The 18,871-nt window shown below is 40.8% G+C and carries 14 protein-coding genes and 1 tRNA gene; 12 read left to right on the top strand and 3 right to left on the bottom strand.

What is annotated here, in order from left to right; genetic code table 11:
- Positions 1-7: 7 nt before the first annotated feature.
- The 9 genes from leuD (at position 8) to ftsY (ending at position 10,029) form a co-directional block, all read left to right on the top strand.
- Positions 8-601 carry a 3-isopropylmalate dehydratase small subunit gene (leuD, locus tag O3664_RS01725; RefSeq protein WP_371613540.1) on the top strand — a complete coding sequence of 198 codons (594 nt, stop codon included), beginning with the start codon at positions 8-10 and terminating at the stop codon, positions 599-601.
- A gap of 24 nt (positions 602-625) precedes the next feature.
- Complete coding sequence (locus O3664_RS01720; RefSeq protein WP_371613539.1) at positions 626-1,405, top strand: L-threonylcarbamoyladenylate synthase; 780 nt, start codon at positions 626-628, stop codon at positions 1,403-1,405.
- A gap of 200 nt (positions 1,406-1,605) precedes the next feature.
- On the top strand, positions 1,606-2,592 hold the full coding sequence (locus O3664_RS01715) for a GMP reductase (protein WP_371613538.1): 987 nt from the start codon (positions 1,606-1,608) through the stop codon (positions 2,590-2,592).
- Between the two features lie 66 nt (positions 2,593-2,658).
- Positions 2,659-2,730 (top strand) — tRNA-Arg (locus O3664_RS01710).
- A gap of 183 nt (positions 2,731-2,913) precedes the next feature.
- Positions 2,914-3,612 carry a ribonuclease III gene (rnc, locus tag O3664_RS01705; protein ID WP_000661487.1) on the top strand — a complete coding sequence of 233 codons (699 nt, stop codon included), beginning with the start codon at positions 2,914-2,916 and terminating at the stop codon, positions 3,610-3,612.
- Entirely contained in the window at positions 3,603-7,142 is a 3,540-nt protein-coding gene (smc, locus tag O3664_RS01700) for a chromosome segregation protein SMC (protein WP_371613537.1), read from the top strand. The genes rnc and smc overlap by 10 nt, the downstream gene beginning before the upstream one ends.
- Positions 7,139-7,933: a Cof-type HAD-IIB family hydrolase gene (locus O3664_RS01695; protein ID WP_261028483.1), complete on the top strand. Its 795-nt coding sequence runs from the start codon at positions 7,139-7,141 to the stop codon at positions 7,931-7,933. Before smc ends, O3664_RS01695 begins: the two co-directional genes overlap by 4 nt.
- Positions 7,933-8,751: a Cof-type HAD-IIB family hydrolase gene (locus tag O3664_RS01690; protein WP_000763434.1), complete on the top strand. Its 819-nt coding sequence runs from the start codon at positions 7,933-7,935 to the stop codon at positions 8,749-8,751. The genes O3664_RS01695 and O3664_RS01690 overlap by 1 nt, the downstream gene beginning before the upstream one ends.
- Positions 8,752-8,754: 3 nt before the next feature.
- On the top strand, positions 8,755-10,029 hold the full coding sequence (gene ftsY / locus O3664_RS01685) for a signal recognition particle-docking protein FtsY (protein ID WP_371613536.1): 1,275 nt from the start codon (positions 8,755-8,757) through the stop codon (positions 10,027-10,029).
- Between the two features lie 44 nt (positions 10,030-10,073).
- Here ftsY and zwf read toward each other — a convergent pair whose 3' ends face one another.
- The 3 genes from zwf to O3664_RS01670 all read right to left on the bottom strand — a co-directional run bounded on the left by zwf (position 10,074) and on the right by O3664_RS01670 (position 14,617).
- Positions 10,074-11,561, bottom strand: a complete 1,488-nt coding sequence (gene zwf / locus O3664_RS01680) for a glucose-6-phosphate dehydrogenase (protein ID WP_371613535.1) — start codon at positions 11,559-11,561, stop codon at positions 10,074-10,076.
- A gap of 150 nt (positions 11,562-11,711) precedes the next feature.
- Positions 11,712-12,452, bottom strand: a complete 741-nt coding sequence (locus O3664_RS01675) for an amino acid ABC transporter ATP-binding protein (protein WP_001096315.1) — start codon at positions 12,450-12,452, stop codon at positions 11,712-11,714.
- A complete protein-coding gene (locus tag O3664_RS01670) occupies positions 12,452-14,617 on the bottom strand; it encodes an ABC transporter substrate-binding protein/permease (protein WP_084928466.1) in 2,166 nt (721 codons plus the stop codon). Before O3664_RS01670 ends, O3664_RS01675 begins: the two co-directional genes overlap by 1 nt.
- A 173-nt stretch (positions 14,618-14,790) precedes the next feature.
- On the opposite strand from O3664_RS01670, the gene O3664_RS01665 reads away from it, so the two are divergent.
- The 3 genes from O3664_RS01665 to O3664_RS01655 all read left to right on the top strand — a co-directional run bounded on the left by O3664_RS01665 (position 14,791) and on the right by O3664_RS01655 (position 18,869).
- Positions 14,791-15,744 (top strand): CPBP family intramembrane glutamic endopeptidase, encoded by a 954-nt coding sequence (locus O3664_RS01665; RefSeq protein WP_084928467.1) that lies wholly within the window; start codon positions 14,791-14,793, stop codon positions 15,742-15,744.
- 76 nt (positions 15,745-15,820) lie between these two features.
- Entirely contained in the window at positions 15,821-17,809 is a 1,989-nt protein-coding gene (uvrB, locus tag O3664_RS01660; RefSeq protein ID WP_371613534.1) for an excinuclease ABC subunit UvrB, read from the top strand.
- Positions 17,810-17,840: 31 nt separating this feature from the next.
- Positions 17,841-18,869: an acyltransferase gene (locus O3664_RS01655; protein WP_084928469.1), complete on the top strand. Its 1,029-nt coding sequence runs from the start codon at positions 17,841-17,843 to the stop codon at positions 18,867-18,869.
- Positions 18,870-18,871: the final 2 nt, after the last annotated feature.

Below are 18,871 nucleotides of genomic sequence, written 5' to 3'. Positions count from 1 at the left end.
AGAGGATATGGAAAAATTCACAGTTTATACGGGAACGACTGTTCCTCTTATGAATGATAACATCGACACTGACCAAATCTTACCCAAGCAGTTTCTCAAGTTAATTGATAAAAAAGGCTTTGGTAAGTACCTCATGTATGCTTGGCGTTATCTGGATGATCTCTATACTGAGGATCCTGACTTTGTCTTTAACCGGCCTGAATATCGCAAAGCCAGTATTCTCATTTCAGGGGATAACTTTGGGGCAGGGTCTTCGAGGGAACACGCAGCTTGGGCCTTAGCAGACTATGGTTTTAAGGTTGTGATTGCAGGGTCTTTTGGGGATATTCATTACAATAATGAACTCAATAATGGCATGTTACCTATTGTTCAGCCCAGAGAGGTTCGAGAGAAACTGGCCCAGCTACAATCAAGTGACCAGGTAACTGTGGACTTGGAACAACAAAAAATCATCTCACCAATTGGAGAATTCACTTTCGAAATCGATAGTGAGTGGAAACACAAGCTCTTAAATGGTTTGGATGATATCGGTATTACCTTGCAGTATGAAGACTTGATAGCTGCATATGAAAAACAACGACCAGCCTATTGGCAGGATTAGAAAAATAGAAAAGGAAATAGAACTATGACAAAACACATTCAATGGAACGAAACACTTTCACAAGAAGGCTATGACATTTTAAAAGGTGAGGGCGGTTGTATCGTTTGCCCTACTAAAGTTGGTTACATTATCATGACCAGTGACAAGGCAGGTCTTGAACGCAAGTTCGCAGCCAAAGAGCGTAACCGTAACAAACCAGGTGTTGTTCTCTGCGGTAGCATGGATGAACTTCGTGCTTTAGCACAACTTAACCCAGAAATTGAAGCCTTTTACCAAAAACATTGGGATGAAGATATTCTTCTTGGTTGTATTCTTCCTTGGAAACCAGAAGCCTTTGAAAAATTGAAAGCATACGGGGATGGCCGTGAAGAACTGATGACTGACGTTCGTGGTACTAGCTGTTTCGTTATCAAGTTTGGGAAAGCTGGTGAACAATTAGCTGCCAAACTTTGGGAAGAAGGCAAGATGGTCTACGCCTCATCTGCAAATCCATCTGGAAAAGGAAACCGTGGTAAGGCAGAAGGAATCGGAGAACGTATCGAAGGAGCAGTGGACCTTGTCATTGAAGCAGACGACTACGTTGCATCCATCCAACCTGACAAAACGATTGAAACTCGCTACGAGCAAGGCGTGATGGTCTCTATGGTCGATAAAGACGGCAAACTCATCCCAGAACAAGGAGGAGCACGCTCAACTTCACCAGCTCCAGTTGTAATCCGCAAAGGGCTTGACATTGATAAGATTATGATGCATCTGTCAGATACCTTTAACTCATGGGACTACCGTCAGGGAGAGTATTATTAGAATGTAGAAGAAGTGGGGAGAAAATAATTTCTCCTCTTTCTTTTGTTATTTATACAATAAAATCCGAACAATATATTTAAATTTCTAAAATTATTTGACAAAAACTGTACTTTGGTTTATAATTAATTAAGGAAACGTCGGAAAAGGCGTAGTGATGCGAGAGCATAGGTAGGTCATTACAAAAGAAACGAGACATTGATATGTTAAATGAATTTCCAATTTTTGATTACGAAGATATTCAATTGATTCCAAATAAATGTGTGATTAAAAGCCGTGCAGAAGCGGATACAAGTGTCACTCTAGGAAATCACACCTTTAAACTACCTGTTGTGCCAGCTAATATGCAGACGATTTTGGATGAAAATGTAGCAGAGCAACTAGCTAAAGGTGGCTACTTTTACATCATGCACCGTTTTGATGAGGCAGGACGCATTCCTTTTATTAAACGCATGCATGAGCAAGGGCTCATTGCTTCTATCTCTGTCGGTGTTAAGGATTATGAGTATGATTTTGTCAGCCAGCTCAAGGCTGATGCTCCTGAGTACATCACGATTGATATTGCCCATGGTCATGCGGATAGCGTGATTTCAATGATTCTACACATCAAGAAAGAATTGCCAGATACCTTTGTCATTGCTGGGAATGTGGGAACACCAGAAGCTGTGCGTGAATTGGAAAATGCTGGTGCGGATGCCACTAAGGTCGGAATCGGTCCTGGTAAGGTTTGTATCACCAAGGTCAAGACTGGTTTTGGTACAGGTGGTTGGCAGTTGGCTGCCCTACGCTGGTGTGCTAAGGCTGCGCGTAAACCGATTATCTCTGATGGAGGAATTCGTACTCACGGTGATATTGCCAAGTCTATCCGCTTCGGTGCTAGCATGGTCATGATTGGTTCCCTCTTTGCAGGACACATCGAAAGTCCAGGGAAAACGATTGAAGTTGATGGTGAACAGTTCAAAGAATATTATGGTTCAGCCTCACAATATCAAAAAGGTGCTTACAAAAATGTGGAAGGCAAACGTATCTTGCTTCCTGCCAAAGGTCATCTGCAAGACACTTTAACTGAGATGGAACAAGACCTTCAAAGTGCTATCTCCTATGCAGGTGGACGTCAGGTTGCTGACCTTAAACACGTTGATTATGTTATCGTGAAAAACTCCATCTGGAATGGGGATGCTTCCCACTAAGACGGGCTATCTCACTAGAAAAAAACTTGTTATTAGAGCAAATTTCTGTTATAATAAAACAAGTTTCCACCCTTAGTGTAATGGATATCACGTAAGATTCCGGTTCTTGAGATGGGGGTTCGATTCCCTCAGGGTGGATGTAAACATCCTAAGAAAGCCTTTAGTAGGGCTTTTTTCTTTATTCTGTCCCAAGTTTAACTCAAAAAATGAAAATCTTATTTTAAAAAATGCCCAAATCCCCTTCAGTCCCGTTTTAAAGTGACTCAGGGGGCTTTTTTTGATATAATAAAAAGGACTGTTATCAGTTAGAAAGAGGTTGGTATGAAAGAATTACAAACTGTACTAAAGAACCATTTTGCAATCGAATTTGCAGACAAAAACTTACTGGAGACTGCCTTTACTCATACGAGTTATGCCAATGAGCACCGCCTCTTAAAAATTTCACACAATGAGCGCTTGGAATTTTTAGGAGACGCTGTTCTACAGTTATTGATTTCAGAATATCTGTATAAAAAATATCCTAAAAAGCCTGAGGGTGATTTGTCCAAACTCCGTGCCATGATTGTTCGCGAGGAGAGTTTGGCTGGTTTTGCGCGTGATTGCCAGTTTGATCAGTTTATCAAACTTGGTAAAGGGGAAGAAAAGTCTGGTGGGCGCAATCGTGATACCATTCTTGGTGATGCCTTTGAAGCCTTTCTTGGTGCCCTCCTTTTGGACAAGGATGTGGCCAAGGTTAAGGAATTTATCTATCAAGTCATGATTCCTAAGGTTGAAGCAGGCGAATTTGAGATGATTACAGACTACAAAACCCATCTCCAAGAGTTACTTCAGGTCAATGGGGATGTGGCTATTCGTTATCAGGTGATTTCTGAAACGGGTCCTGCCCACGATAAGGTCTTTGATGTAGAAGTTCTCGTTGAAGGTAAGAGCATTGGTCAAGGTCAAGGTCGTTCTAAGAAATTAGCAGAGCAGGAAGCTGCCAAAAATGCCGTTGAGAAAGGGCTGGATTCATGTATTTAAAGGAAATCGAAATTCAGGGATTCAAGTCTTTTGCTGACAAGACTAAGGTCGTCTTTGACCAAGGTGTGACGGCAGTTGTTGGACCCAATGGATCTGGAAAGTCCAATATTACAGAAAGTCTGCGTTGGGCCTTGGGGGAGTCAAGTGTTAAGAGTCTCCGTGGTGGCAAGATGCCGGATGTCATCTTTGCTGGAACTGAAAGTCGCAAACCGCTCAATTATGCTTCTGTAGTTGTGATTCTGGATAATCATGACGGATTTATCAAGGATGCTGGTCAAGAAATCAGGGTGGAACGCCATATCTATCGTAGTGGAGATAGCGAATACAAGATTGACGGCAAGAAAGTCCGTCTGCGTGATATTCATGATCTTTTCTTGGATACAGGTTTGGGACGAGATTCCTTCTCCATCATTTCCCAAGGGAAGGTTGAGGAGATTTTTAATTCCAAGCCTGAAGAACGCCGAGCTATTTTCGAAGAAGCTGCTGGAGTTTTGAAATACAAGACTCGTAGAAAAGAGACTGAGAGCAAATTGCAACAAACTCAGGATAATCTGGATCGTCTTGAAGACATTATCTACGAGTTGGATAATCAAATCAAGCCTCTTGAGAAGCAAGCTGAGAATGCCCGTAAGTTTTTAGACTTGGAAGGTCAACGCAAGGCTATTTATTTAGATGTGCTAGTTGCTCAAATCAAGGAAAATAAGGCTGAACTAGACTCGACAGAAGAAGAGTTGGCTCAGGTTCAGGAACTCTTGACGAGTTATTACCAAAAGCGTGAAAAATTAGAAGAAGAAAATCAGAATCTCAAAAAGCAACGCCAAGATTTACAGGCTGAAATGACCAAAGACCAAGGCAGTTTGATGGATTTGACCAGTCTGATTAGTGATTTAGAGAGAAAATTAGCCCTATCGAAATTAGAATCTGAGCAAGTAGCCCTGAATCAACAGGAAGCACAAGCTCGTTTGGCTGCTTTGGAGGATAAGAGAAATTCACTCAGCAAAGAAAAATCTGATAAGGAAAGCTCTTTAGCCCTCTTAGAGGAAAATCTAGTCCAAAATAATCAAAAACTCAATCGTTTAGAGGCTGAATTGCTAGCTTTTTCAGATGATCCTGATCAGATGATTGAGCTCTTACGCGAACGTTTTGTAGCTCTTTTACAAGAAGAAGCGGATGTCTCAAACCAACTAACCCGTATCGAGAATGAGTTGGAAAATAGTCGTCAGCTTTCTCAAAAACAAGCAGATCAACTAGAAAAACTCAAAGAACAACTGGCTACAGCTAAAGAGAAGGCTAGTCAGCAAAAGGCGGAGCTTGAAACTGCTAAGGAGCAGGTTCAGAAATTATTGACCGACTACCAAGCTATTGCCAAGGAACAAGAGGAGCAGAAAGCTTCCTATCAAGTTCAACAAAGTCAACTCTTTGACCGTCTGGATAATCTCAAGAACAAACAGGCTAGAGCCCAAAGTTTGGAAAATATCTTGAGAAATCATAGTAACTTTTATGCAGGTGTTAAGAGTGTTCTCCAAGAAAAAGACCGCCTTGGTGGGATTATTGGGGCAGTCAGTGAGCATCTGACCTTTGATGTGCATTATCAAACTGCTCTAGAGATTGCGCTTGGAGCCAGCAGTCAGCATATCATCGTAGAAGATGAAAACGCGGCAACCAAAGCTATTGATTTCCTCAAACGAAACAGAGCCGGTCGTGCAACCTTCCTTCCTTTGACCACGATCAAGGCACGTACGATTTCAAGCCAGAATCAAGATGCTATTGCTGCAAGCCCAGGTTTCCTTGGGATGGCAGATGAGTTGGTGACATTCGACACTAGACTGGAAGCTATTTTTAAGAATTTGCTAGCTACGACGGCTATTTTTGATACCGTGGAACATGCGCGTGCAGCAGCTCGTCACGTTCGTTATCAGGTTCGTATGGTAACATTGGACGGAACAGAATTGCGCACAGGTGGTTCCTATGCAGGTGGTGCTAATCGCCAGAATAACAGTATTTTCATCAAGCCAGAGCTGGAGCAATTGCAAAAAGAAATTGCTAAAGAAGAAGCAAGCTTGCGTACAGATGAAGCGAGTTTGAAGAACTTGCAAGATGAGATGGCTAGATTGACAGAAAGATTAGAAGCAATCAAATCTCAGGGTGAGCAGGCTCGTATTCAGGAGCAGGGCTTGTCCCTCGCTTATCAGCAGACCAGTCAGCAAGTTGATGAACTGGAAACTCTTTGGAAACTCCAAGAAGAGGAATTAAATCGTCTTTCTGAGGGAGATTGGCAAGCGGATAAGGAAAAATGCCAAGAGCGCCTTACTACAATCGCCAGTGACAAGCAAAATCTGGAAGCTGAGATTGACGAGATTAAGTCTAACAAAAATGCCATCCAAGAACGCTATCAAAACTTGCAGGAAGAGCTAGCGCAGGCTCGCTTGCTTAAGACTGAACTGCAAGGACAAAAACGTTATGAAGTAGCTGATATTGAGCGTTTAGGCAAAGAATTGGACAATTTAGATATCGAACAAGAGGAAATCCAGCGCCTTCTTCAAGAAAAGGTTGACAATCTTGAGAAAGTTGATACAGAATTGCTCAGTCAACAGGCTGAAGAAGCCAAAAACCAGAAAACAAATCTCCAACAAGGTTTGATTCGCAAGCAGTTTGAGTTGGATGATATTGAAGGTCAACTGGATGATATTGCTAGTCATTTGGATCAGGCTCGCCAGCAGAATGAAGAGTGGATTCGCAAGCAAACACGTGCTGAAGCTAAGAAAGAAAAGGTCAGCGAGCGCTTACGCCATCTACAAAGTCAATTAACAGACCAGTATCAGATTAGCTATACTGAAGCACTAGAAAAGGCACATGAATTGGAAAACCTCAATCTGGCGGAGCAAGAGGTGCATGATTTAGAGAAGGCTATTCGCTCACTGGGTCCTGTCAATTTGAATGCTATTGAACAGTACGAAGAAGTTCACAGTCGTCTGGATTTCCTCAATAGCCAGCGAGATGACATTTTGTCAGCGAAAAACCTGCTCCTTGAGACCATTACAGAGATGAATGATGAGGTCAAGGAACGCTTTAAATCAACTTTTGAAGCTATTCGTGAGTCCTTTAAAGTGACCTTCAAGCAAATGTTTGGCGGAGGTCAGGCGGACCTGATTTTGACTGATGGAGACCTGCTGACAGCTGGGGTTGAGATTTCTGTTCAACCTCCAGGTAAGAAAATCCAGTCGCTTAACCTCATGAGTGGTGGTGAAAAAGCCTTATCAGCTCTTGCTTTGCTTTTCTCCATTATTCGTGTCAAGACTATTCCATTTGTTATCTTGGATGAGGTAGAGGCTGCGCTTGACGAAGCCAATGTTAAACGTTTCGGGGATTATCTCAATCGATTTGACAAGGATAGCCAGTTCATCGTCGTAACCCACCGTAAAGGAACCATGGCAGCAGCTGATTCTATCTATGGAGTGACCATGCAAGAATCAGGTGTCTCAAAAATTGTTTCGGTGAAGTTAAAAGATTTAGAAAGTATTGAAGGATGACAATTAAACTAGTAGCAACGGATATGGACGGAACCTTCCTAGATGGGAATGGACGCTTTGATATGGACCGCCTCAAGTCTCTCTTGGTTTCCTACAAGAAAAAAGGGATTTACTTTGCGGTAGCTTCGGGGCGAGGATTTTTATCTCTAGAAAAATTATTTGCTGATGTTCGTGATGACATCATTTTTATCGCGGAAAATGGCAGTTTGGTAGAGTATCAAGGTCAAGACTTGTATGAAGCGACCATGTCTCGTGAGTTTTATCTATCAACTTTTGAAAAGCTGAAAACGTCACCTTATGTAGATATCAATAAATTGCTCTTGACGGGGAAAAAGGGCTCTTATGTGCTAGATACGGTTGATGAGACCTATTTAAAAGTGAGTCAGCACTATAATGAAAATATACAAAAAGTAGCGAGTCTGGAAGATATTAAAGATGACATTTTCAAATTTACAACCAACTTCACAGAAGAAACGCTAGAAGCTGGGGAAGCTTGGGTAAACGAAAATGTCCCTGGTGTTAAGGCCATGACAACTGGCTTTGAATCCATTGATATTGTTCTGGACTATGTCGATAAGGGAGTGGCCATTGTTGAATTGGCTAAAAAACTTAGCATCACAATGGATCAGGTTATGGCTTTTGGAGACAATCTAAATGACTTGCATATGATGCAGGTTGTGGGACATCCTGTAGCTCCTGAAAATGCACGACCAGAAATTTTAGAATTAGCAGAGACTGTGATTGGTCACCATAAGGACCAGTCGGTTATAGCTTATATGGAGGGCTTATAATGGCAGATATAAAATTGATTGCATTGGACTTAGACGGGACCTTGCTGACTACTGATAAAAGGTTGACGGATCGTACCAAGGCAACCTTGAAAGCTGCGCGTGATCGTGGTATCAAGGTCGTATTGACAACTGGTCGTCCCTTAAAAGCTATGGATTTCTTTCTCCATGAGCTAGGGACTGACGGTCACGAAGATGAGTATACCATTACTTTTAATGGTGGTTTGGTTCAGAAAAATACAGGTGAAATCCTTGATAAGACAGTTTTTTCATATGATGATGTGGCACGCTTGTATGAGGAAACAGAGAAATTATCACTGCCTCTTGATGCCATTTCAGAAGGAACTGTTTATCAAATCCAATCGGACCAAGAAAGTCTTTATGCCAAATTTAATCCAGCATTGACCTTTGTTCCAGTGGACTTTGCAGACTTGTCTAGTCAGATGACCTACAATAAATGCGTGACTGCCTTTGCTCAAGAACCCTTGGATGCAGCCATTCAGAAGATTTCTCCAGAATTGTTTGACCAATATGAAATCTTTAAATCACGTGAAATGTTGCTAGAGTGGTCACCAAAGAATGTTCATAAAGCAACAGGTTTGGCTAAACTAATCAGCCATCTTGGAATCGACCAAAGCCAAGTCATGGCCTGTGGTGATGAGGCCAATGACCTTTCTATGATTGAGTGGGCAGGACTCGGTGTTGCCATGCAAAACGCTGTTCCTGAAGTCAAGGAAGTCGCAAATGTGGTAACTCCTATGACCAACGATGAGGAAGCTGTCGCCTGGGCTATCGAAGAATATGTGCTAAAGGAGAATTAAGATATGGGATTATTTGACCGTCTATTCGGAAAAAAAGAAGAACCTAAAATCGAAGAAGTTGTAAAAGAAGCTCTGGAAAATCTTGATTTGTCTGAAGATACAGAAGCTGAGGAAGTTTCTCAAGAAGTAGCAGAGGTTGAAGTTGTTGAACAAGTTGCGCTCCAAGAAGAGAAAATCCAAGACACAGTTGAAGAAAGTATGGATTCAGAGCCAGCTGTAGAAGTTTCTCAAGAAGAAGTCGAAGAATTTCCAAACTCAGAAGAAGTCTCAGAGGAAGAAAATCCTGAGTTCATAGAAGCTGTAGAAGAAAATAGTTCTGGAGTTCTTGAAGCAGAAAGGCCTCAGGTAGAAGAAACTGTTCAGGAAAAATATGACCGCAGTCTTAAGAAAACTCGTACAGGATTTGGTGCCCGCTTGAATGCCTTCTTTGCTAACTTCCGCTCTGTTGACGAAGAATTCTTCGAGGAATTGGAAGAACTGCTGATTATGAGTGACGTTGGTGTTCAAGTCGCTTCTAACTTAACGGAGGAGCTACGCTACGAAGCCAAGCTTGAAAACGCCAAGAAACCTGACGCACTTCGCCGTGTCATCATTGAGAAATTGGTTGAACTTTATGAAAAAGGTGGCAACTACGATGAAAGAATCCACTTCCAAGATGGCTTGACAGTCATGCTCTTTGTTGGTGTTAATGGTGTTGGGAAAACAACTTCTATTGGGAAACTAGCTCACCGCTATAAACAAGCTGGTAAAAAGGTCATGCTGGTTGCGGCAGATACCTTCCGTGCAGGAGCAGTAGCCCAGCTTGCTGAATGGGGCCGTCGTGTAGACGTTCCAGTTGTGACTGGACCTGAAAAAGCTGACCCAGCCAGTGTAGTCTTTGATGGAATGGAACGTGCCGTGGCTGAAGGTATCGATATTCTCATGATTGATACCGCTGGTCGTCTGCAAAACAAGGACAACCTTATGGCTGAGTTGGAGAAGATTGGACGCATTATCAAGCGTGTTGTGCCTGAAGCACCACATGAAACCTTCCTGGCACTCGATGCTTCAACTGGTCAAAATGCCCTGGTACAGGCCAAAGAATTTTCAAAAATTACCCCTTTGACAGGAATTGTCTTGACTAAGATTGATGGAACTGCTCGAGGTGGGGTTGTTTTAGCCATCCGAGAAGAACTCAATATTCCTGTAAAATTGATTGGATTTGGTGAAAAAATCGATGATATTGGCGAGTTTAACTCAGAAAACTTTATGAAGGGTCTCTTGGAAGGTTTAATCTAATCAGAAACAAAAATCCTGCAAGCTACAAACTTGCAGGAAATTTTTTATTCTAAGCGACCATCTTGACGGTAGGCAATATCTGGTTGCCAAGTCCATTTGGCACCGAATTTTTCAAGTAAGTCAAAGCTTGCTTGAGGGCCCATGCTTCCAGCTTTATAGTCATGAAGTGGGGCACCATTTTCAGCCCAGAGCTCTTCGATACGGTCAATCAATTTCCATGATGCGCCAACTTCATCCCAGTGGCTAAAGTTAGTTGAGTTGTTATTTAAGACATCATAAATCAATTTCTCGTATGGTTCTGGAGAAGCACCAGTTGCGGTCGCATCTGTGCGGTAATCAAGTGAGTTAGGAGCTAAGTTGAATTCTTCTCCTACTTGTTTCCCATTTAGGCTAAGAGAGAAGCCTTCTGTTGGTTGGATATAGATGGTCAAAATATTTGGAGCAAGTGGTTCTCCAAAGATAGAATCCATTTGTTTAAAGACGATGTTGACATGAGTTCCTTTTTCAGTCAGACGTTTACCAGTACGGAAGAAGAAAGGAACACCACGGAAGCGATCGCTGTCTACAAAGAAGGCACCAGATGCAAAGGTTTCAGTTGTAGATTCTGGATTCACATTTGGCTCACTACGATAAGAGATATATTTCATGCCATCAATCTTACCTGAACGGTATTGACCACGGATAAAGTATTCTTTAAGCTCTTCATCAGTTGGATGATAGAGGTTTTTAAAGACCTTAATCTTTTCAGCACGAATCTCATCTTTTGTGAAGCTTCCTGGCTTATCCATGGCAAGGAGGGAAAGTAGTTGCAAAGTATGGTTTTGTACCATGTCGCGGAGGGCACCAGATTGGTCATAGTAGCCACCACGTTCTTCTACACCCAAGCGCTCTGCAAAGGTAATTTGAACATTGTCGATAAAGTCCTTATTCCAAACGTTTTCAAAGATCAGATTTGCAAAGCGAACTGCAAAGATACTTTGGATCATTTCTTTACCAAGATAATGGTCAATACGGAAAATTTGTTCTTCGTTAAATGTCGCTAGGAGTTCGTCATTCAACTTGCTTGCAGTTGCGTAATCTGTACCAAATGGCTTCTCAACGATTAAACGTTCAAAACCTTTACCATCTACAATGCTTTCAGACTTGAGGTGTTTGGCAATGGTTCCAAAGAATTGAGGAGCCATTGACAAGAAGAAGAGCTTGTTGTGTTCAGCTTGGTACTTGTCATTTAGTTCAGCCTGCAATTGACGTAGAGCAATGTAGTGTTCTGTATCATTGACATCATGGCTTTGATAGTAGAAGTGGCTAGCGAACTCCTGAGCCTGTTCGGTACTATCTGCCAAATCAAGGATCGATTCGACTACAACAGATTCAAAATATTCCTTGCTCCAAGGACGACGGGCAGTTCCAATGACTGCAAAGTGCTCGGAAAGATTGCCGGATTTATATAGTCTAAAAAGGGAAGGGTAGAGCTTGCGTTTAGCCAGGTCTCCACTCGCACCGAAAATTGTAACAATAACCTTAGATGACATCTAGCTACCTAATTTCTATTTTTATTCCTAGTCTTGCTAGGTATGAGGAAACCTCATTTCATAAACTTAATTCTAACATAATTTTCCGAAAAATCAAAAAATCCAATACGAGATAGAAAAAAACTGCAAGGAAATCCTTACAGTTTGAGTTTAGACGTTTAAGACCTTGTCCAAGAACTCTTTCAGACGTGGGTGTTGTGGGTTATCAAAGATTTGATCAGGTGTTCCGTCTTCAAGGAATTCACCATCTGCAGTAAAGATAACGCGGTTAGCAACCTGACGAGCAAATCCCATCTCATGGGTTACGATAATCATGGTCATGCCTTGCTCAGCCAATTCCTTCATAACGTTCAGTACGTCTCCGACCATCTCAGGGTCAAGGGCTGAAGTTGGTTCATCAAAGAGCATGATGTCTGGATTCATTGCTAGTCCACGAGCGATAGCCACACGTTGTTTTTGACCACCTGATAGGCTATCTGGGTTAGCATTAGCTTTATCTGCTAGCCCAACCTTGTCAAGCAACTCCATTCCCAATTTCTCAGCTTCTTCCTTAGTCATCAACTTGTGCTCAATAGGAGCAAAAGTGATGTTGTCTAAAACAGACATATGTGGGAAAAGGTTGAAGTGTTGGAAAACCATTCCGATATTTTCACGGACGTGGTCAACGTTGGTTGTTTTTTCAGTTAAGTCATAACCGTTCACAGTGATGTGACCACTAGTAACTTCTTCTAGAAGATTGAGGCTACGGAGGAAAGTTGACTTACCAGAACCTGAAGGGCCGATGATACAAACAACATCTCCTTCATAGAATTTAGTCGTAATTCCTTTTAAAACTTCATTTTTTCCATAATGCTTGTGTAAATCATTTACATCAATTTTTAATTTTGCCATTAACGAATCCTCTTTTCTAAGCGTTTCGCTAGTCTAGTCAAAAGTGTGATAATTACAAGATAGAAGATAGCAAGGATTGCATACATCTTGAAACTTTGGTAGTTACGGGCAATGATAATCTTACCAGTTTGGAAGAGTTCAACCAAACCGATGGCAGATACGATGGTTGTATCTTTAAGAGCGATAACGAATTGGTTAACAAAGTTTGGCAACATCAATTTAGTGGCTTGTGGCAAGATAATCTTACGCATGGTTTTTCCATAAGAGATACCCAAGCTTCGGCTGGCTTCCATTTGACCAACCGGAACAGCCTGAATACCACCACGAACGATCTCAGCGATATAAGCAGCCGCATTGAGTGAGAGGGCAATGGTACCAGCTACGAAATCGTTAATTGGACTTTGTTGGCCTGTGATAGACTCGATGAAGTTTGGAATTCCCCAGAAGATGAAGGCTGCAAGAATCATCAAAGGAATACCACGGATAACGTCAACGAAAATCTCAGAAATCACACGAAGAGATTTGTAGGGGCTAACGCTAAACATACCGAAGATAATTCCGATAACAATGGCAATAGCAAATGAGATAAGAGCTAGAGCAAGAGTGATACCAAGACCGCTAAGGAGTTGTTTGTAGTTGTTTTGAAGCAAGCCCCAGATTGTTGTTTCATCAACAGTGCTTGTTGATGCAGATGAAGATTCGCTAGCTAGGTATTTATCAAGAATCTTTTGGAATTCTCCGTTTGCTTTAAGGTTTGCAAGTCCGTTATTGAACATTTCAATCAATTCTGGATTTGCTCCTTTTTTAACGGCAAAGGCTGTTTCACCGATTGGAGTTCCAGCGATTGGTGTTTTCAATTTTTGGCCTTGGCTGATAGAATATTTGAGAACAGGCTCATCATCCATAACGGCATCAATGGCACCAGTGTTTAAACTGTCATACATTGACGAACCATCAGCGAAGGTTTTGATTTTGTAACCGTATTTGCTTTGATTTTCTGTTAGGAAGGTTTGAGAAGCGGTTCCGTTTTTAACACCGACTGTCTTCCCTTTCAAATCTTCATAAGAAGCAATGGTACTTGATTCTTTGACACCAAGGATAGTATTAGCAGTGTAGTAGGATTCTGAGAAGTCAAAAGTTGCCTTACGAGCATCTGTAACAGACATACCAGCAATGATACCATCAGCTTGTCCAGCTTGAACAGCACTGATAGCGGCATCGAAACCAGGGTTGGTGATTTCAACTTCAAAACCTTGGTCTTTAGCGATTGCCTTAATCAAGTCCATATCAATACCAGTAAATTGGTTACTTGAGTTTTGGAACACAAAAGGTGCAAAAGAAGAATCACTGGCAATGATGTATTTAGCTTTAACAGGAGTTGCTTTTAGACCTGCTGCAGTCGTTGTAGTTGGCACTGCTGAAGAAGATGATGCAGTCCATTTCTTGATGATTTTATCAAGACTTCCATCTTTTTTCATTTCAGCCAAGGCTTGGTTAAATTCAGTCACCAGGTGCTCGTATTTACTTCCTTTTTTCACACCAAAAGCAAAACTTCCTACAGCTTCACCATCCATTTCAATATGGAGGTCTTGACCTTGGTTAATGGCATACTCGATAACAGGTTTGTCATCCATCATAGCATCGATAGCACCAGCAGTCAAGCTGTTGTTCATCAAATCACCAGTGTCAAATGTTTTAATAGTAAAACCGTATTTATCTTTGATTGTTTCAAGAAAACGTTGAGCAGCAGTTCCGTTTTTAACACCAACGGTTTTGCCAGTTAATTGGTCGTACTTGCTAATCTTGTGTGCCTTTGTAGTTGCAATGACAACTTTTGTATCATAGTAAGTATCAGACATGGTGAAGACTTTTTCACGTTCTTTAGTCTTTGTCATCCCTGCCATGATAGCGTCAGCTTGACCAGCTTGAACCGCATTTACCGCTGCATCAAATCCAGGATAGGACATCTGAATATTCCATCCTTTAATCTCAGCGACTTTGTTGATAATGTCAACATCAATTCCTTTATAAGTTTGATCTGAATCTTTAAACTCAAAAGGTGCATAGGCGGTATCAGACACAATCTTAATCGTCTCTGCTTTTGCAATACCTAATGAGAAAATTGGGAATAAAATTAGCAAAAATGCTAGAAATTTTTTCTTCATTTTTAGTCTCCTTTTCCGAATATTTTCCCATTATATCAGAAAAAACAAAAAAATGCAAATCTAGGGACTTTTATGTTAGAAGATATAACATAAAAGCTCTTTATTTCTTTCTTGAACTGCTACCACAAAGTGCTATAATAATAGTATATAATAGAAGAAAAGAGGACGGAGATATGAAGAACAAAAGAATTTTTAAAGACTTCCAAGCCTCAAAAATGAGTTTAAACATTTACACAAGCCCCTTGTTAGCCTTTGTTTTTGTCTTTATAGGAGAGTTTGTGGCTTATACTTTATATGGTATTAGTTTGTTAGCTCTCATCGGACTTGCTAGAAATTTTGGAGAGGCTGGTCAAGCTTTTGCAATCTACTTGCAGACCTTGCAGCAGAGCTTGATGGATAAAACAGGTGATTTTCGTTTAATTTTAGAATTGCTGGCCTTTGGTTTTATTCTTAACACTGTGTTCAGATGGACTAGAAAAGTTGAGAAAAGACCTATTCGAACTTTGGGATTTTATAGAGAGAATTTCTTCAGCAATCTTCTTAAAGGATTTGGGCTAGGTCTGGCACTTTTTCTTCTGACCTTGTTAGGTTTAGTAGCATTAGGGCAATATCGTTTTGAGTCTATTCATTTGAATCCTTATTCGCTTGCCTTTGTTGTCTTTACTATCCCATTTTGGATTTTACAGGGGACAGCAGAAGAAGTAGTGTCGCGTGCTTGGCTCCTTCCTCAATTGGCTTCAAGAACCAATCTAAAACTTGCTGTTCTTATATCTAGCATATTTTTTACCCTGCTTCATATAGGCAATTCTGGTCTAACACCTCTATCTCTAATGAATCTCTTCTTATTCGGAATTGCCATGGCTCTTTACCTTCTCAAAACTGATACAGTTTGGGGTGTTGCAGGTATTCATGGAGCCTGGAATTTTGCTCAGGGAAATCTCTTTGGGATTTTAGTTAGTGGTCAACCATCAGGAACGTCTCTGATGACCTTTTTACCACAAGGCAATCAAGGCTGGCTATCAGGTGGTTCTTTTGGCATAGAAGGTTCTATCATGACAAGTCTAGTCTTGTTACTGCTGATTATCTATCTCGCTTATCAATTAAAGAAAGAAAATGAAAGGATGTGACTTCGGTCCGTCCTTTTCTTCGTGAAAATGCTACAAGTATGCTAAAATAGGAATAGCACATGGAGAGAGGATTCTTATGATTAACCGCATTACAGACAATCAATTTAAACTAGTATCAAAATATCAACCTTCAGGAGACCAACCTCAAGCTATTGAGCAGTTGGTTGATAATATCGAGGGGGGAGAAAAAGCTCAGATTCTCATGGGGGCGACTGGAACAGGGAAGACCTATACCATGAGTCAGGTCATTTCTAAAGTCAATAAACCAACTCTGGTCATTGCCCATAATAAGACTCTGGCAGGCCAGCTCTATGGGGAGTTTAAGGAATTTTTCCCTGAAAATGCTGTTGAGTATTTCGTATCCTACTATGATTATTACCAACCTGAGGCCTATGTCCCTTCTAGCGATACCTATATTGAAAAGGATAGCTCTGTCAATGATGAGATTGACAAACTTCGTCACTCAGCGACTTCAGCCCTTTTGGAGCGCAATGATGTTATTGTAGTGGCTTCAGTCTCTTGTATCTATGGTTTGGGTTCGCCCAAGGAATACGCTGATAGTGTCGTTAGTCTCCGTCCTGGTCTAGAGATTTCTCGTGATAAACTCTTGAATGACTTAGTTGACATCCAGTTTGAACGTAATGATATTGATTTCCAACGGGGAAGATTTCGCGTTCGTGGGGATGTGGTAGAGATTTTCCCAGCCTCTCGTGATGAACATGCCTTTCGAGTAGAATTCTTTGGAGATGAAATTGACCGTATTCGTGAGGTTGAAGCTTTGACAGGTCAGGTCTTGGGAGAAGTGGATCATTTAGCGATTTTCCCAGCTACTCACTTTGTGACCAATGACGACCACATGGAAGTTGCCATTGCTAAAATTCAAGCAGAATTAGAAGAGCAGTTAGCTATCTTTGAAAAGGAAGGCAAATTGCTTGAAGCTCAACGTTTGAAACAGCGGACAGAGTATGATATCGAAATGCTGCGTGAGATGGGCTATACCAACGGGGTTGAAAACTATTCACGCCACATGGATGGACGGAGCGAAGGTGAGCCTCCTTATACGCTCTTAGATTTCTTCCCAGATGATTTCTTGATTATGATTGATGAGAGCCACATGACCATGGGGCAGATCAAGGGTATGTATAATGGTGACCGCTCTCGTAAGGAAATGTTAGTAAATTACGGTTTCCGTTTGCCGTCTGCTCTGGACAATCGTCCTCTCCGTCGGGAGGAGTTTGAGAGTCACGTTCATCAGATTGTTTACGTTTCAGCGACACCGGGAGACTATGAAAATGAACAGACTGAGACAGTAATTGAGCAAATCATTCGTCCGACAGGGCTTTTGGATCCTGAGGTGGAAGTCCGTCCGACTATGGGACAGATTGATGATCTCTTAGGTGAAATCAATGCCCGTGTTGAAAAGAATGAACGAACCTTTATCACAACCTTGACCAAGAAAATGGCAGAGGACTTAACCGACTACTTCAAAGAAATGGGCATTAAGGTCAAGTACATGCACTCGGATATCAAGACTTTAGAGCGGACAGAGATTATCCGTGACCTGCGCTTGGGTGTCTTTGATGTCTTGGTCGGAATCAACCTCCTCCGTGAAGGAATTGACGTTCCTGAAGTGAGCCTCGTAGCGATTCTCGATGCTGACAAGGAAGGTTTCCTTCGTAACGAACGTGGACTCATCCAGACCATTGGTCGTGCTGCTCGTAACAGCGAAGGGCATGTCATCATGTATGCGGACACTGTGACTCAGTCTATGCAACGTGCCATCGATGAAACGGCACGCCGTCGCAAAATCCAGATGGCCTATAATGAAGAGCATGGTATCGTGCCACAAACCATTAAGAAAGAAATTCGTGACTTGATTGCCGTGACTAAGGCAGTTGCCAAGGAAGAAGAAAAAGAAGTCGATATCAATAGTCTCAACAAACAAGAACGCAAAGAACTTGTCAAGAAACTAGAAAAACAAATGCAAGAAGCTGTCGAAGTGCTTGACTTTGAACTGGCTGCACAGATTCGCGATATGATGCTGGAAGTCAAGGCGTTGAGTTAACAAAGGTCATAGGATAATTGATAGGGAAGATATGGTAACAAATAAAACAAGGTATATAGGGATTGAATGTTGCAGAATTATAGCTATGTTGATGATTTGTAATTTACATGTTTTAGGTATGGGAGGAATATTAGATAAAGTCGAGAATCAAAAAGATATATATTATTTTCTTGCTAATATCTTAGAAGCTTTTTCTTACTCAGCTGTTAATATTTTTATTTTAATTAGTGGTTATGTAGGGCTCTATTCGCAGTTTAGTTATAAAAAAATGTCTAAGTTTTGGTTACAAATTATTTTTTATACTATATCAATCACATTAACTTTTGCAGTTTTTTCAAAACTATCTGTAACTCCAAAGGAATGGTTTTATGCCTTGACCCCAATCAGTAACGGTCAGTATTGGTATATGAGTTGTTATTTTGGATTAATGTTAATAGCACCATTATTAAATCAGGCGATTTTAACAATGAAGAAAGAACTATTACTTTCTATACTACTAGGAGGATTTATATATTTCTCTATTATTCCTACAATTTTCGAACAAGATTCATTAGGAATATGGAGAGGCTATAGTGTTCTATGGATGATATTACTATATATAGTGGGTGCTATAATCAGAAAATTTAAGTATGAAAGTTATTCTCAATCATGGAAAGTTATTTTGGGGATTTTGTTATTAACATGTTTAACATTTGTATTGTACTTGTTTGATTATGAACAGTGGAGGAGTTATAGTTCACCGACAGTAACTCTTCAAGGAATACTGATATTTTTATTATGCTTAAATATAAAAAACATTCCACCTTTACTTGAAAAAATAGTTCTATTTTTATCTCCGCTTACATTGGGTGTTTATCTATTTCATGTTCATCCTCTTATTTTCAGGAGAATTCTACCTAGCATAAATTACTTAATTGATGGGAAAGAATTATCTATGTTTGCTATTATTATTTTTATAGTAACATTTTTATTATTTTTTGCAGGAGCTGTTTTTGAGTATATTAGGAGAAGAGTAATAGATAAAATTTTAAATATGACAAAAGTATTAACCAAATTATAGAA

Source organism: Streptococcus sp. 27098_8_109, from assembly GCF_041432295.1.
GTDB lineage: Bacteria > Bacillota > Bacilli > Lactobacillales > Streptococcaceae > Streptococcus.
The sequence above is the reverse complement of the archived record's forward strand: the minus strand, read 5'-3'. Positions and strand labels throughout refer to the sequence as shown.

Excerpts from the sequence above, each read along its gene's own strand:
- leuD (WP_371613540.1), top strand. The coding sequence starts at position 8 with ATGGAAAAATTCACAGTTTATACGGGAACGACTGTTCCTCTTATGAAT.
- O3664_RS01720 (WP_371613539.1), top strand. The coding sequence starts at position 626 with ATGACAAAACACATTCAATGGAACGAAACACTTTCACAAGAAGGCTAT.
- O3664_RS01715 (WP_371613538.1), top strand. The coding sequence starts at position 1,606 with ATGTTAAATGAATTTCCAATTTTTGATTACGAAGATATTCAATTGATT.
- rnc (WP_000661487.1), top strand. The coding sequence starts at position 2,914 with ATGAAAGAATTACAAACTGTACTAAAGAACCATTTTGCAATCGAATTT.
- smc (WP_371613537.1), top strand. The coding sequence starts at position 3,603 with ATGTATTTAAAGGAAATCGAAATTCAGGGATTCAAGTCTTTTGCTGAC.
- O3664_RS01695 (WP_261028483.1), top strand. The coding sequence starts at position 7,139 with ATGACAATTAAACTAGTAGCAACGGATATGGACGGAACCTTCCTAGAT.
- O3664_RS01690 (WP_000763434.1), top strand. The coding sequence starts at position 7,933 with ATGGCAGATATAAAATTGATTGCATTGGACTTAGACGGGACCTTGCTG.
- ftsY (WP_371613536.1), top strand. The coding sequence starts at position 8,755 with ATGGGATTATTTGACCGTCTATTCGGAAAAAAAGAAGAACCTAAAATC.
- zwf (WP_371613535.1), bottom strand. The coding sequence starts at position 11,561 with ATGTCATCTAAGGTTATTGTTACAATTTTCGGTGCGAGTGGAGACCTG.
- O3664_RS01675 (WP_001096315.1), bottom strand. The coding sequence starts at position 12,452 with ATGGCAAAATTAAAAATTGATGTAAATGATTTACACAAGCATTATGGA.
- O3664_RS01670 (WP_084928466.1), bottom strand. The coding sequence starts at position 14,617 with ATGAAGAAAAAATTTCTAGCATTTTTGCTAATTTTATTCCCAATTTTC.
- O3664_RS01665 (WP_084928467.1), top strand. The coding sequence starts at position 14,791 with ATGAAGAACAAAAGAATTTTTAAAGACTTCCAAGCCTCAAAAATGAGT.
- uvrB (WP_371613534.1), top strand. The coding sequence starts at position 15,821 with ATGATTAACCGCATTACAGACAATCAATTTAAACTAGTATCAAAATAT.
- O3664_RS01655 (WP_084928469.1), top strand. The coding sequence starts at position 17,841 with ATGGTAACAAATAAAACAAGGTATATAGGGATTGAATGTTGCAGAATT.